Raw genomic sequence first — 13119 nt, forward strand, 5'->3', positions numbered from 1 at the left:
GTCGCCATGGTCTTCGCCTCACTCGAGTTTTTGACGCTGTTTCTGCCGGCGTTCCTGCTGATCTATGCCTTGGCAAGACCGGCCTGGCGCAATGTGATCCTGTTGCTGGGCAGTTGGTTGTTCTACGGTTGGCTGAGCCCGTTGTTCCTGTTCCTGCACATGGCCCTGACCGTGTTGGCGTGGGTGGGTGGTTTGCTGGTAGAGCATTCGCGGGAGGACGGGCGCAGGCGGGTACGGCTGTTGATCGCGCTGATCGTGATCAACACTGCGGTGCTCGTTTGGTACAAGTACGCCAATATCCTCGCGGGCACCTGGAACGAGCTGATCAGCTACTACGGCGCTCTGCCCATGGCCGGGCAGCGGGTGGCGTTACCGGCGGGGCTGTCGTTCATTGTCCTCCAGGCGATTTCCTATCTGGTCGACGTGCATCGGCAGGTGGTGCCGGTGGAGCGCAGCTTCGTCAATTATGCGACCTACATTTCCATGTTCGGCCATTCGATTGCCGGACCGATCATTCGTTATGACTGGGTTCGTCGGGAGCTCAACCAGCGTTACTTCAACGGGCTGAACTTCTCCCTCGGCGCACGCCGCTTCATGATTGGCATGTGCATGAAGGTACTGGTGGCGGACACCCTGTCACCGCTGGTAGACGTGGCCTTTCACCTGGACTCGCCGTCCTTTGTCGATGCCTGGATTGGCTGCCTGGCGTACTCGCTACAATTGTTCTTCGACTTCGCCGGCTACAGCGCCATGGCCATCGGCCTGGGACTGATGCTGGGTTTTCACTTTCCGGAAAACTTCAACCGCCCCTACCTGGCCTACAGCATCCAGGATTTCTGGCGGCGCTGGCACCTGTCGTTGTCCAGCTGGCTGCGCGACTACCTGTATATCGCCCTCGGTGGCAATCGCCTGGGCACTTGGAAAACCTATCGCAACCTGTTTCTGACCATGGCCATCGCCGGCCTGTGGCATGGTGGTGACAGTTGGAATTACTTGCTGTGGGGCTCGGCCCATGGCGTGGCGTTGTGCATCGATCGCGCCTGGTCGCGCTCCAGCCTGCCAGGCCTGCCCCGGTGGGCATCGCACAGCGCGACGCTGTTGTTCGTGTGTCTGACCTGGACGCTGTTCCGCTCCCCGGATTTTGCCACGGCCCTGAGCATGTATGGCGGGCAATTCGGCCAGCATGGCTTCGCCCTGGGCGATGCGCTGGCGGTGACCCTGCGCCCGGTGCACGGCATGGCGGCTTTGCTGGGTGTGGCGTGTGTCCTTGCGCCCCTGTTGCAAGCGCGTTGTGCAAGACGATTCGCCGACAGTGGCTGGTTCGCACTGACGGCAGCCCTTTGGCCTGTGCTCGGATTCATTCTGTCGTTCGCGCTGATCGCCAGTCGTGAAGCCGTGCCCTTTCTGTACTTCCAATTCTGATGACCCAGCCAACGCAATCTCCGTCAACCGCGCCCACCCCACCCAGCGAACTGGCGTTGCGCGTCAGCCCGCTCGCCGGGGTGATCTTCACACTGTTCCTGTCCCTGGGCTTGCTGTCCTGCGTCTGGCTGATGCTCAAGGGCACGGTCGAGTTCGTGCCCAAGGTGGTCACCCTGGACCTTCTGCTGCATGGCGATATCACCCATCGCTTCGCCAAGACGCTGTCCGATGCCCCCGCGCCGAAACAGCTCGCCGAACTGGAGCGCGGTGGTAGTTGGTTGGTGTTGGGCGACCTTGGGCCACGGGTACGCACGGGCTGTCCTGGCTGGTTGTTCCTCACCGATGAATTGCGCGTGAACCACAACGCCGTGCTCAATGCCCGAGCCAAAGCCCAGGCGGTGATCGAGCTGCGGCAAGGATTGGCGAAGCGGGGTATCCAGTTGGTGGTGGCGGTGGTGCCGGACAAGAGCCGGATCGCCGCGACACAGCTGTGCGAATTGACCCGCCCGGCGCTGCTGGCATCGCGCATCGACGAATGGCTGACCCTGTTGCATGGCGCCGGAGTGCCCGCTCTGGACCTGACACCGGCCTTGCGGGCGGTGGGCGAGGGCGCCTACCTGCGCACCGATACGCACTGGAGCGAAGCCGGTGCCAGGGCGGCGGCGGGGCAGGTGGCCGTGGCAGTCGCGGGACTGAAGTTCAATGCGACACCACGCAAGCGTTTTGACCTGGTGACACAAGCCAGCGTAGCGCGGCCGGGCGATCTGGTGCGCTTGGCGGGGATCGATTGGCTACCGTTGGCGTTGCAGCCTCCGGCCGAATACGCGGCGGCCACGCAAGTGAAGGAACTGGTAGAAGAGACGGCAAGCGCCGACAATCTGGACGATCTGTTTGGCGATGACAACCTGCCTAACACGGCGCTGATCGGCACCTCATTTTCGCGTAACTCGAACTTTGGCGGATTCCTGGAAGCGGCGGTGGGCGCGCCGATGGGGAACTTCGCCAAGGACGGTGGCGAGTTTTCCGGGGCGGCCAAAGCGTACTTCGACAGCCCGGCGTTCAAGCAGACGCCGCCGAAGTTGCTGATCTGGGAGATCCCGGAGCGGGATCTACAGACGCCGTATGACGGCAATGTGCGTTTGCCTTGAGGCGGGTATGACGATGGTCTGTCAGACCGCGTCATACCGCAATTGCCCCGGCCCGCCCGCTCTCTACCACGAATTGCTTGAGCGTCGACACGCTGGCATTCACATCCCGAGGATCGGAAATTACCCGAAAGTTCGTCAGCATCTTCTGCTCTTGTAACTCGACCGACACATACCCGCGCTGGCGACTGTCGAAAAAACGCACATGGGGATTGAGCGGCAATTCCTTGTTGAACAACTCGAACGGCGGCCCATCGGCGGTCACCGAGGTACCGACAAACTCGGTTGCGACGATCTTCGACTCCGGGTCCCCCGAGCGTGCATGCAAATCCGTGGTCCAGAACGAATGAATATCCCCGCCCCAGAACACTGGGTTACTGACCTTGCTGCGTTCGATGGAGGCCAGCACCCGATCTCGGGTTGCCCCATAGCCGTCCCAGCCATCGGTCCAGTGTCCCAACTCCTGGGTGGCCGGATTGCGTTGCATCAACGACGCCACCAGCAAGTCCTGGGCAATCACGTTCCAGCGGGCTTGCGAACGGGCAAAGCCTTGCTCCAGCCAAGCCTCTTGTTCCCAGCCCAGCATGGTTCTTTTCGGGTCGCCGAGATCGACGCAATCCGGCGGCGCGACATGCCCCTGATGGCTGCGATTGGCGGGAATGCACGGTTGCTCCGAGCGGTACTGGCGACCGTCGAGGATATGAAATTGCACCAGTCGACCGTAGTCGAGTCGTCGATAGACGCGCATGTCCGGCCCCCTGGGCAGGCTGCTGGCGCGCAACGGCATATGTTCATAGAAGGCCCGATAGGCGGCCGCCCGCCGGAGCAGGAAGTCACGGGGGGAAATAGTCGGATCCTGTGACCACTGGTTCGCATAGTCATTCTGTACTTCGTGATCGTCCCAGGTTGCGGCGCAGGGCGCACAGGCATGCAGGGCCTGAAGGTCGGCGTCGGTCTTGTAGAGGGCGTAACGGTTGCGATAACCGGCGAGATCGCTGGCGTTGCCGGCGCCGTGGGGACGAATGATCTTGCCCGAGTCGGCGGCATAGGAGCTGTCGTAGATGTAGTCGCCGAGGAAAAACACCAGGTCCGGTTGTTCCGCCGCCAGGTGTCGGTAGGCGCTGAAATAGCCGCGCTCCCAATGCGAGCAGGAGACGAAACCCAAGCGTGCCGATGTCATGGCGGTCAGCGCCGGCGCGGTCCGTGACTGCCCTACCGGGCTTTGCGCCCCCAAACCTTCGAACTGATACCAGTAGGGCCGTCCGGCTTCCAGCCCGCCGACCTCGACGTGTACCGAATGGGCGAAGCGCCGGTCGGCCACCACCTCGCCCCGTTTGACGATGCGAGTCATCGCCGCGTCGCTCGCCACCCGCCAGCGCACCGGCACCGGCTTGCTCAGGCCGCCGCTACCGTCGGCGGCGTTGAAACGCGGTGCCAACCGGGTCCAGATGACAAAGCCGTCCGGCAGCGGGTCCCCTGAAGCCACCCCGAGACTGAAGGGGTAGTCGACCCCCGCGCTACGGGCGAAGGGGCTGAGGATCGACAATACCGCCGCCCCGGCCAGCCCGGTGATGATTCGCCGGCGGTCCTGATCGACCCCCGGTTCGTGCTCGGTCTGTACAACATGATCGGTCATGGACATTGCTCGCGGATGATCAGGTGAGAGGTTGCCAATGGTCACGCAACAGCCCGTACAGCAGCATGTCTTCGTAGACCCTATTTTTGAGAAAGGCGCCTTTCAGGCAGCCTTTGTGGCGCGGTCCGGCTCTGTCCAGTACCCGGGCAGAGGTTTTGTTGCGCCTGAAGCATTGCCCGGCAATGCGGTGCAGCTTGAGCTCGACAAAGCCGTGCTTGAGCATCGCGCCGACCGCTTCGCCAGCATAGCCGCGATTGCGATGTTGCGCGCCAACCCAGTACCCCAGGTGAGCGCTGTCATGGGCCGGTGAAAATCTCAGGCTGATGACGCCGACCAGCTCACGATTTTCCCTCAGGTGAATACCCAGTCCCATCAAACGAGTTGAACGATATTGCTCCTCCTGGCCGCCAATGAATTCCAGTGCGTTTTCGATGGTGTGAGGCGAGGGGAGCGCTGCCGTGTTGTCGGCGATGGTCGGCTTATCCACCAGCCGCGCCGACGTCTGCGCCTGCTCCGTTTGCAAGGGCATCAGCAGCAGGCGCCGGGTGCTTAGGTGGGGTAAGGCAACACTCATGGTGGGAGGCCCGCTCAGTCAAATTTTTCAAGGCTGTACTAGCTATGTGTCAAATTAATTACATACATGAATTTAATGTGTGGTGGCTTGTAATGCCCGGTTTAGAGCCTTTAAACCGTAAATTAATATTAACCATTTGGTCATTTTTGGTTGTTAGGTTGTCGCCCCTAATTGAATGAGGGCATCGGAATGAGAACCTGGGACGAACCCAAAAAGCGCAAGGCACACATCGAGTTGATCCCCATGATCGACGTGATGATGTTCCTGTTGGTGTTCTTCGTGCTGGTGAGTCTGAACGTGATTCCGGCGCTGGGCATGAAGACTCAATTGCCGAGCGCCAGCAGTTCGCAGCAGCTCAAGCCACAGAACAAATTCATCCTCACTCTGGGGCTCGCGGGCCAGTTGCAACTCGACGGCAAGAGCATTGCCGTGGACGCGCTGGTGGTGGCGCTCAAGGCAGCGCAGAAGCCGGACACCAAGGCGACGATCATCGTCAACAGCGACAAGGGCGTGGAAGTCGCGCGCTTGGTGGAAGTCATGGACACCCTGCGTCTGGGTGGCTTCACGTCCGTCTCCATTGCCACGCGTAAGTCCTGACCATGTACATCCTGTTTCGAGTCCGTCAGTTGCTGGGCAGCGTCCCGGCCATCGTGGCGTTGGTGCTGATTGCCATGGGCATCCAGTCCCAACCGTTGAAGGTCCAGCCGGTGTATGACGAGTCGGCGGTCGAGTTGGCGTTGGTCGAGCCGGAGCCAGAGCCCGAGCTTGAATCGGTGGTTGCGCCAGAGCCGCCGCCACCGGTGATCGAGGACGAGGAGGCCGAGCCCGCGCCGCCGCCGCCCAAGCCCAAGCCCAAGCCCAAGCCGCTGCCTAAGCCAAAACCTGAGCCCAAGCCCAAGCCTGTGCTCAAGCCACAGCCGGTGGTCGCCAAGCCGGCGCAAACGCCTCCGGTCGAAGCCAAGCCCGCCCCCGAGCCGGTGGTCGCCCGTACGCCGGCACCGCCCGCACCACCTGCTCCGCCGAAAATCGACGGCCAGGCGCTGGAAGGTGGCTATCTCAAGGGACTGCGCAACGAATTGGATACTTACAAGCAATACCCCACGGGACGCCAGGCCTCGCTTGAGCGCCCCAGCGGCGAGGTCGTGGTCTGGCTGCTGGTGGACCGGCAGGGCCGTGTCCTCGACTCCGGTGTCCAGACCCCGGCGCCGAGCATGCTGCTCAACCGTGCGGCCACCAACAGCCTGCATCGCATCAAGCAGGTCAAGCCTTTCCCTGAACAGGCCTTTGGCGGCCGTAACGAGCAACGCTTCACCGCCACTTTCAACTACAGCTTGCAATAAAGCACCGACGATCAGGAATACAGTAATGAGGTTCTCAAAGATTCACCTGGCATTGATTGCCGTGAGCATGAGCCAAGGTGTTGCGTTGGCAGACACTAACGACAGTGACATCGGTACCATTGGTGTCCAGGGAAAGGCCACCGTCGGTGGCGGCTACATGGTCCAGGAGGAGAGCATCAAGGGGCGCTCCACCGTGACCAAGGAAGCCCTGGACAAACAGACCGCGACCGGCAACGCCATCGACAAGCTCATGTACACCCCGGGCCTGAACATCTCCAGTGAAGACGCCACGGGCCTGGGCAGCTTCCGCTTTACTATGCGCGGGCTCAACTCCGACCAGGTGGGCATGTCCGTCGATGGCATGCCGATCAACGACTCCGGCAACTACGCGTTGTATGCCAACCTACTGGGCGACCCAGAGAACATCGAGCAAATCTTCGTCACCCAGGGCTCGTCCGAGGCCGACGGCCCGCACATCGGCTCGAGCGGTGGCAATATCGGCGTGGTGACCATCCGCCCGACCAAGGAAACCGGAGCCTTCGTCAAGCAAGTGATGGGCAGCCATGCCACCACCAAGACCTTCGCCCGTCTCAACACCGGTGAGGTCAACGGCCTGAGCAACTGGTTGTCGGTCTCCCACACCGAAGGCCAGAAATGGCGCGGCGACGGTGCTGAGCGCGCCGACAAGGTCGAATGGAACAGCTTCTTCGACATGGGCGGCGGCAACACCGCCAACCTGATCCTCAAGTACCACGAGCAGGAAAACGCCAGTTACAGTCAACTGACCAAAGGCCAGTTCCAAAAATACGGGCGTAGCTACGACCCGTATCCTTCGACTCCGGCCCTGGGCGGCAACGGTAAGATCAGCAGCTATGAGGGCCTGGCGCTCAACCCGTTCAAGACCTTCACCGGCGTGCTCAACACCCAGTTCAAATTGGCCGACAACCTGTCCCTGTCGGTGATTCCATATTACTTCTGGGGTAACGGCAGCGGCGCGGGCAGTTCGACCTATGCGCTCAACAGCGGCTCCAACGTCGGCGGGGTCTTCGACCTTGGCAACCTGCCGACCGCAGCTCAATACAACGCCGACGGCCAGCCGAACACCGGCGTCTACTACCGGCCTTCACGCACCCAGACCTGGCGTCCGGGTATCACCACCAAACTGAACTGGGACCTGGAAAGCCATAGCCTGCAGTTCGGCTACTGGTACGAGCGCGCGCGCCAGAGCCAGACCCAGCCGTTCATTCGCCTGCGACAGAACGGCAAGCCGGAAAGCGTCTGGCCGGACTCTGACTACATGGTCGATGCCAACGGCAAGACCATCCAGGGTCGCGATCGCTTCACCGTGACCCCAGCGCAGAAAGTCTGGGCCCAGGACACCTGGTACTTCACCCCGGACTGGACCCTGGTGGCGGGCCTGGCTTATATGAACGTCGAACGTGACGGCAGCAACCACGGCAGCCTCACCGAGAAAGCGGAAAAACGTCACCAAAGCTACTACAAGCTACTGCCCAACGCTGGTCTGAAATACCAGCTCGACGAGCATGACCAGTTGTTCTACAGCCTGTCGCGCAACATGCGCGTGCCACAGAACTACGTGTTGTATGACCAGGGTGCGGGTTCCATCGACTCCAAGCCGGAAACCAGCTGGAACCATGAGCTGGGCTGGCGCTATACCGAACAGGACATGACCGTTGCGGCCACCCTGTTCTACATGCAGTTCGAGAACCGCCAGGTGTCGTCCAAGGACATCAACGGCGACTCCGCCGACGTCAACGCCGGCAGTGTCGACAACAAGGGCCTGGAGCTGGAGTGGAGCGGCCTGCTGGCGCATCACTTCAACTTCTACACCTCCTATACCTACACCCGTGCCGAGCAGCAGAACGACCTGACCGTCTACAACGCCGGCAAGGCCATCCTGCTGCCGACCGCCGGCCGGCAGTTTACCAACGTGCCGAAGAACATGCTGGCCGCCAATATCGGTTATGACGACGGCCTGTTCTACGGCACCTTCGGTGGCAAGTACACCAGCAAGCTGTATGGCGACCTGACCAACGACGAAGCCGTTTCCGGGCGCACTGTGTTCAACCTCGGCGGCGGTATCTACTTGCCGGTAGACAAGAGAGTGGTCAAGAGCGCCACCCTGCGCTTGAACGTCGACAACCTGTTCGACAAGAAGTACCTGGCCGGCGTGTACACCACCAAGACCAACTCCGCCACCTACAGCGGTTTCCGCGATGGCGACCCCGCCTACATCGTCGGCCTGGACCGTACAGTGACCGCGTCGCTGGAAGCGAATTTCTGATGTTTGTCCCCTGCGTATTATCAACAGAGGTAACCCGATCATGGACATGAACCTGCTTCACGAAATCACCTTTTATGTGATGTATGCGGCCCTGGCGATCGCGATCTTCATCGCCATCGAGCGTGCCATCTACTTCGCTTATGTCCGGCGTTCGGCCCGTGCGTTGATGGCGGCCCTGGGCTCTCATGTGCATAGCGCACAGGAGCTGCCGCAGGAACTGACCCGGCGTGCCAGCTTGCCGTTGGACATGGCCTCGGCGGTGTTGGCGCAGAAGGCCGCTCAGGGCCCGCGCAAGGACCTGGACGATGTGATCGACACCCAGTACCTGGCCAGTCGCGCACCGTTGGCCCGCAGCCTGTGGATTATCGAGACCATCACCACTGCCGCGCCCCTGCTCGGCTTGCTGGGAACCATCCTCGGCATCATCGATACTTTCAAGGCGTTGGCCAGCGCGGGGGTGTCCGATCCGGGCCAGATCTCCGGTGGTATCGGTACGGCCCTGTTCGCCACTGGCTTGGGGATTGCCATCGCGTTGTTCTGCGTGGTGTTCCACAACTTCTTCCAGGACAGCCTGGAGCGCATCAACGACCAGCTCAAGATGTTACTGATCCGTGCGTCGACCGGTGCCCGTGTGCAGGGTGAGGTGGCGCATCGGGTGGCGAGTCCGGTGCAGTTGCAGACGGCCTGATTTCTATTTCGCGGGTCAGGGACGACCTCTGTGGACGGGCGCTGTCGCCACATTGGTGCTCAGAGCCCGATGGCATCCCTTAACGGGTAGTCGCCAATCTGCTCGACCAAGCCGGCGCGCAGCGGATTGGCGACGAGGTATCTGGCGATATCGCGCAGGTTTTCGCCGTCGCGTATCGGCGGTGATCAGGTAGGCGCGTCCTGGTTCGGAGTCTCGACCTATGCATAGACGATGTGAGTAAGGGCGTCGAGGCAATCCGTTGCACTCTTTGTTGAGGGAGGTGCTGTTAACGCCAGCAGTAAAGGTGATGATACGGACTGTGGAGGGTTTGCTGTGTGTTACAGGACTCAGGGCTTGCGTGGGTGGTAAGCCCGCTCGCGACAATTCATTCCAGGCGCGAGCCGTGTACTTTTTGATGATGAGACGCCTAATGTCGCCCCTCTCGAAATGTCGATCGACGCTGTTGTGCGTCGGTATGGCGGGCCTTGTCGGCTTGCTGCTCAGTCCGCTGGCCCTGGCGGACTTTTCCATTCCCGGTTTCGAGCTGGTACATAGCGTTCCACTGGCCACCGATCTTGGCACCGATGATTTGCGTCAACCCGGCCCGGTCTGGATTGAACTCTTCGACAGCGCGAAAAACCGCATCGACATCGGCCAATTCTACGTTGCGGACCATCCTGGGTCGGTGATGGACAAGGTCATTGAAAGCCTCGAGGCCGCTGGCAAACGAGGCGTCAAGATTCGTTTCCTGCTGGAAGAAAAGGGCCTGAAGCTTTCCGAAGAGTCCACCCTGGAACGGTTGCGCAAGATCCCTAACCTGACCTTGCGCGTGCTGTCGTACGCACGCTTGAGTGGCGGCATCATCCACGCCAAGTACTTGGTGGTGGATGGTCGCCAGGCCTTTGTCGGCAGCCAGAATTTCGACTGGCGCTCACTTGAGCACATCCATGAAACCGGCTTGCGCATCAGCGACGCCACACTGGTCGGTCAGGTCCAGGCGATCTTCGACCAGGATTGGAAGGCCCAAGCCGCCTTGGCCGAGAATAAGCCGGTGCCGTTGCCTAAGACCGGGAAAGAGCCCGCGCGCACCGGCAACTATCTGGTGGCCAGTCCGCAACGCTACAACCCGCCCGGCGTCGGCGACTCGCAGTTGGAACTGCCGCGCCTGCTGGCCGAGGCGAAGTACGAAGTGCGGGTGCAACTGCTCGACTATGCACCGCTGTCCTACGGTCCGGATAAAAGCCGCCCGTACTATGCGCTGATCGATAACGCGCTACGTGCGGCGGCGGCGCGTGGGGTGTCGATCAAGTTGATGGTCTCCGACTGGAACACCGGAACACCGGAAATTGCCTACCTCAAGAGCCTGGCGGTGTTGCCCAATGTGCAGGTCAAGATCGTCACCTTGCCCCAAGACCCACGGGGCTTTATTCCCTATGCGCGAGTTATCCACAGCAAGACGATGGAAATCGACGGGCAAGTGGCTTGGGTCGGCACCAGCAACTGGCTGGGCGGCTACCTCGACAACTCGCGCAACCTGGAAGTGGTGATGCGCGACAATGCCATGGCCGAGCGGATCGAAGCCTTGCATGAGCAGTTGTGGGACGGCTCCTATGCGTGGCCGGTGGATATCCTGCGCGATTACCCGCAACCGCACCCAGGCAAACCCTGAGCCCCGAACCAAGGGACTGTGATCCTATGGTTCGGGGCTCAGGGACCAGGTATCAGGCCGGCCGAGCCGCGCCCTTCGCCAACCGCAAGCGATACAGGCCGTAGATGAGCAGCACCCACGCCGGTAGCACATACACCGACACGCGGATGCCGGGGATCATCAGCATCACGCCCAGAATCAGGGCGACAAAGGCCAGGCACAGGTAATTGCTCAAAGGCGTCCAGAACGCCTTGAAGCCCGGCACCACGCCTTGCTGCTCCATGGCCTTGCGGAATTTCAGGTGGGTCAGGCTGATCACGATCCAGTTGATGATCAACGAAGCCACTGTCAGCGCCATAAGCAATTCCAGGGCTTCATGGGGCGCCATGTAGTTGACCACCACGCACAGCAAGGTCACCAGGGCCGAGACGCCGATGGCGCGTACCGGTACGCCTTGTTTGTTCAGTTTCATGAGCGATTTTGGCGCATCGCCTTGCTCGGCCAGACCAAACAGCATGCGGCTATTGCTGTACACGCCGCTGTTGTACACCGAAAGAGCAGCGGTCAGGACCACCACGTTGAGAACCTGTGCCGCCGTGTCGCTGCCGATCAGGGCGAAGATCTGCACGAAGGGACTGCCGCTGTAGGCATCGCCGGAAGCGCCGAGGGTGGTCAGCAGTTGGTCCCATGGGTACAGCGACAGCAGCACTGTCAGCGCCCCGACGTAGAAGATCAGGATCCGCAACACCACCTGGTTGATCGCTCTGGGGATCACCTTGCGCGGTTCGCTGGCCTCGGCGGCGGTGATACCCACCAGCTCCAGGCCACCGAAGGAGAACATGATGAAACACAGGGCCATCAGCAGGCCGCTGATGCCATTGGGGAAGAATCCACCGTGGCTCCACAGGTTGCTGACCGAGGCTTGCGGGCCGCCGGTGCCGCTGATCAGTAGGTAGCAGCCGAGGGCGATCATGCCGATAATCGCCACCACCTTGATGATCGCGAACCAGAATTCAGTTTCACCGAAGGTCTTCACATTAGTCAGGTTGATCAGGTTGACCAGCACGAAGAACACCGCCGCACTGACCCAGGACGGCACCTCGGGCCACCAGAACTGCACGTACTTGCCCACCGCCGTAAGTTCGGCCATGCCCACCAGGACATAGAGCACCCAGTAATTCCAGCCGCAGAGAAACCCCGCGTAACCGCCCCAGTATTTGTGGGCGAAGTGGCTGAAAGAGCCGGCTACGGGCTCTTCGACGATCATTTCGCCCAACTGGCGCATGATCAGGAACGCGATAAAACCGCAGATCGCGTAGCCGAAGATCATCGCCGGGCCGGCCGACTTGAGTACCCCGGCGGAACCGAGGAACAGCCCGGTACCAATCGCCCCGCCCAGGGAGATCAACTGGATATGGCGGTTCTTCAGGCCGCGCTTGAGCAGACCCGATGTCAGGTTGTCACCCGTCATTGCTTCACCTTTTCTGGTTTTTCTTCTCAGCGGGGCCCTGAGCGGGTCAGGTGTGCAACCGGGACTGAGTGCTCGACATAAGCGGCGTGGATAGTAAATCCCGAAAGTGGCGGGGCTCAAGTAGTACGCGGGCTCGAGGGCAAATTAGCGATGGATTCGGAGGTTTCCGACAGTAGCGTGCCCAATCGACGAGCGGTACCGGAGCTGGCGGCGAGCGACGATACTCAGGCGTATCCGTGCATCGGGCTCAAGCCGGTGCAGGCCGAGGTTTGCCGATTTCTGCGTAACGCCTGGCGTCGCAGGGCTCGATTTTCGCGCTCGGCAAGGTATGCTTGGGCACCGTTCGACGACCTCACCCGCTTGACTCCCTGACGTTACCATGAGCCGACCGCGTTCCATGATCAGCCATCTTGCCCTGTTCCTCTGCACCCTGGTCGCCATGGAGGGCGTCGGTTACCTGGCGCATAGGTACGTCATGCATGGCTGGGGCTGGTTTGTGCATCGCTCGCACCATGAGGAACAGTTGGGAGCGTTCGAGACCAATGATCTCTACCTGTTGGTGCTGGCGGCGGTGGCGAGCCTCCTGATCGTCCTGGGCAATACCGGGCACGACCCCTTGCAGTGGGTCGGCGCCGGGGTCGCGGCTTTCGGGATCATCTATGTAGTGGTGCATGACGGCATTGTGCACCGTTATTGGCCGTTGCGACCCCGGCCGCGCAATCGTTACCTCAAACGCCTGTACCAGGCACATCTGCTGCACCACGCGGTGAAAGGGCGCAACAACAGTGTGTCGTTCGGCTTCCTGTATGCGCCTCCGCTGCGGACCTTGAAGCGCCAGTTGCGTGAGTCGCGCCGTCGGGTTGCAGCTCGGAGTGAGAGGGGTGAGTAGG

At 61.1% G+C, this 13119-nt stretch carries 11 protein-coding genes and 1 pseudogene; 8 read left to right on the top strand and 4 right to left on the bottom strand.

All coding sequences use genetic code 11. From position 1 onward, the window contains the following. Nucleotides 1–6 precede the first annotated feature (6 nt). Both AWM79_RS16970 and AWM79_RS16975 read left to right on the top strand, forming a co-directional pair. Nucleotides 7–1422, top strand: coding sequence for an MBOAT family O-acyltransferase (locus AWM79_RS16970; protein ID WP_060783347.1), 1416 nt, complete (start codon nucleotides 7–9; stop codon nucleotides 1420–1422). Further along, nucleotides 1422–2570 carry an alginate O-acetyltransferase AlgX-related protein gene (locus tag AWM79_RS16975; RefSeq protein WP_060783348.1) on the top strand — a complete coding sequence of 383 codons (1149 nt, stop codon included), beginning with the start codon at nucleotides 1422–1424 and terminating at the stop codon, nucleotides 2568–2570. Before AWM79_RS16970 ends, AWM79_RS16975 begins: the two co-directional genes overlap by 1 nt. A gap of 31 nt (nucleotides 2571–2601) precedes the next feature. On the opposite strand, the gene AWM79_RS16980 is transcribed toward AWM79_RS16975, so the two are convergent. Together AWM79_RS16980 and AWM79_RS16985 are read right to left on the bottom strand one after the other, a co-directional pair. Further along, nucleotides 2602–4203, bottom strand: coding sequence for an alkaline phosphatase D family protein (locus AWM79_RS16980; RefSeq protein WP_060783349.1), 1602 nt, complete (start codon nucleotides 4201–4203; stop codon nucleotides 2602–2604). A 19-nt stretch (nucleotides 4204–4222) separates the two neighbouring features. Then, the gene (locus AWM79_RS16985; RefSeq protein ID WP_060783350.1) at nucleotides 4223–4777 is read right to left on the bottom strand and encodes a GNAT family N-acetyltransferase; all 555 of its coding nucleotides are present in this window, start codon (nucleotides 4775–4777) and stop codon (nucleotides 4223–4225) included. A gap of 189 nt (nucleotides 4778–4966) precedes the next feature. Here AWM79_RS16985 and AWM79_RS16990 point away from each other — a divergent pair, with 189 nt between their 5' ends. From AWM79_RS16990 to AWM79_RS17005, 4 genes are read left to right on the top strand one after another with little or no spacing between them, the layout of a single operon-like run. Then, nucleotides 4967–5374 carry an ExbD/TolR family protein gene (locus tag AWM79_RS16990; RefSeq protein ID WP_060783351.1) on the top strand — a complete coding sequence of 136 codons (408 nt, stop codon included), beginning with the start codon at nucleotides 4967–4969 and terminating at the stop codon, nucleotides 5372–5374. 2 nt (nucleotides 5375–5376) lie between these two features. Further along, nucleotides 5377–6117 carry an energy transducer TonB family protein gene (locus AWM79_RS16995; RefSeq protein WP_060783352.1) on the top strand — a complete coding sequence of 247 codons (741 nt, stop codon included), beginning with the start codon at nucleotides 5377–5379 and terminating at the stop codon, nucleotides 6115–6117. 25 nt (nucleotides 6118–6142) lie between these two features. Next, on the top strand, nucleotides 6143–8422 hold the full coding sequence (locus AWM79_RS17000) for a TonB-dependent receptor (RefSeq protein ID WP_060783353.1): 2280 nt from the start codon (nucleotides 6143–6145) through the stop codon (nucleotides 8420–8422). Between the two features lie 40 nt (nucleotides 8423–8462). Further along, entirely contained in the window at nucleotides 8463–9110 is a 648-nt protein-coding gene (locus AWM79_RS17005) for a MotA/TolQ/ExbB proton channel family protein (protein ID WP_017132725.1), read from the top strand. Nucleotides 9111–9169: 59 nt separating this feature from the next. Here AWM79_RS17005 and AWM79_RS26110 read toward each other — a convergent pair. After that, nucleotides 9170–9286 (bottom strand): annotated as a pseudogene (locus AWM79_RS26110) (REP-associated tyrosine transposase); the annotation flags it as partial. Between the two features lie 299 nt (nucleotides 9287–9585). Between AWM79_RS26110 and AWM79_RS17010 the strand changes: the two are divergent. Beyond that, nucleotides 9586–10779, top strand: coding sequence for a phospholipase D-like domain-containing protein (locus tag AWM79_RS17010; RefSeq protein WP_017132726.1), 1194 nt, complete (start codon nucleotides 9586–9588; stop codon nucleotides 10777–10779). Between the two features lie 52 nt (nucleotides 10780–10831). Here the strand turns inward: AWM79_RS17010 and AWM79_RS17015 are convergent, their stop codons facing one another. Next, nucleotides 10832–12229 (bottom strand): amino acid permease, encoded by a 1398-nt coding sequence (locus tag AWM79_RS17015; RefSeq protein ID WP_017132727.1) that lies wholly within the window; start codon nucleotides 12227–12229, stop codon nucleotides 10832–10834. Nucleotides 12230–12626: 397 nt separating this feature from the next. Here AWM79_RS17015 and AWM79_RS17020 point away from each other — a divergent pair, with 397 nt between their 5' ends. After that, nucleotides 12627–13118, top strand: a complete 492-nt coding sequence (locus AWM79_RS17020) for a sterol desaturase family protein (protein ID WP_017132728.1) — start codon at nucleotides 12627–12629, stop codon at nucleotides 13116–13118. Nucleotide 13119 lies beyond the last annotated feature (1 nt).

Origin of the sequence: Pseudomonas agarici (assembly GCF_001543125.1) — a bacterium.
GTDB classification, from domain to species: domain Bacteria; phylum Pseudomonadota; class Gammaproteobacteria; order Pseudomonadales; family Pseudomonadaceae; genus Aquipseudomonas; species Aquipseudomonas agarici.

Bases quoted from the DNA above. Each gene is read 5' to 3' on its own strand.
- AWM79_RS16970 (WP_060783347.1), top strand. From the start codon at position 7: ATGGTCTTCGCCTCACTCGAGTTTTTGACGCTGTTTCTGCCGGCGTTC.
- AWM79_RS16975 (WP_060783348.1), top strand. From the start codon at position 1,422: ATGACCCAGCCAACGCAATCTCCGTCAACCGCGCCCACCCCACCCAGC.
- AWM79_RS16980 (WP_060783349.1), bottom strand. From the start codon at position 4,203: ATGACCGATCATGTTGTACAGACCGAGCACGAACCGGGGGTCGATCAG.
- AWM79_RS16985 (WP_060783350.1), bottom strand. From the start codon at position 4,777: ATGAGTGTTGCCTTACCCCACCTAAGCACCCGGCGCCTGCTGCTGATG.
- AWM79_RS16990 (WP_060783351.1), top strand. From the start codon at position 4,967: ATGAGAACCTGGGACGAACCCAAAAAGCGCAAGGCACACATCGAGTTG.
- AWM79_RS16995 (WP_060783352.1), top strand. From the start codon at position 5,377: ATGTACATCCTGTTTCGAGTCCGTCAGTTGCTGGGCAGCGTCCCGGCC.
- AWM79_RS17000 (WP_060783353.1), top strand. From the start codon at position 6,143: ATGAGGTTCTCAAAGATTCACCTGGCATTGATTGCCGTGAGCATGAGC.
- AWM79_RS17005 (WP_017132725.1), top strand. From the start codon at position 8,463: ATGGACATGAACCTGCTTCACGAAATCACCTTTTATGTGATGTATGCG.
- AWM79_RS17010 (WP_017132726.1), top strand. From the start codon at position 9,586: ATGGCGGGCCTTGTCGGCTTGCTGCTCAGTCCGCTGGCCCTGGCGGAC.
- AWM79_RS17015 (WP_017132727.1), bottom strand. From the start codon at position 12,229: ATGACGGGTGACAACCTGACATCGGGTCTGCTCAAGCGCGGCCTGAAG.
- AWM79_RS17020 (WP_017132728.1), top strand. From the start codon at position 12,627: ATGATCAGCCATCTTGCCCTGTTCCTCTGCACCCTGGTCGCCATGGAG.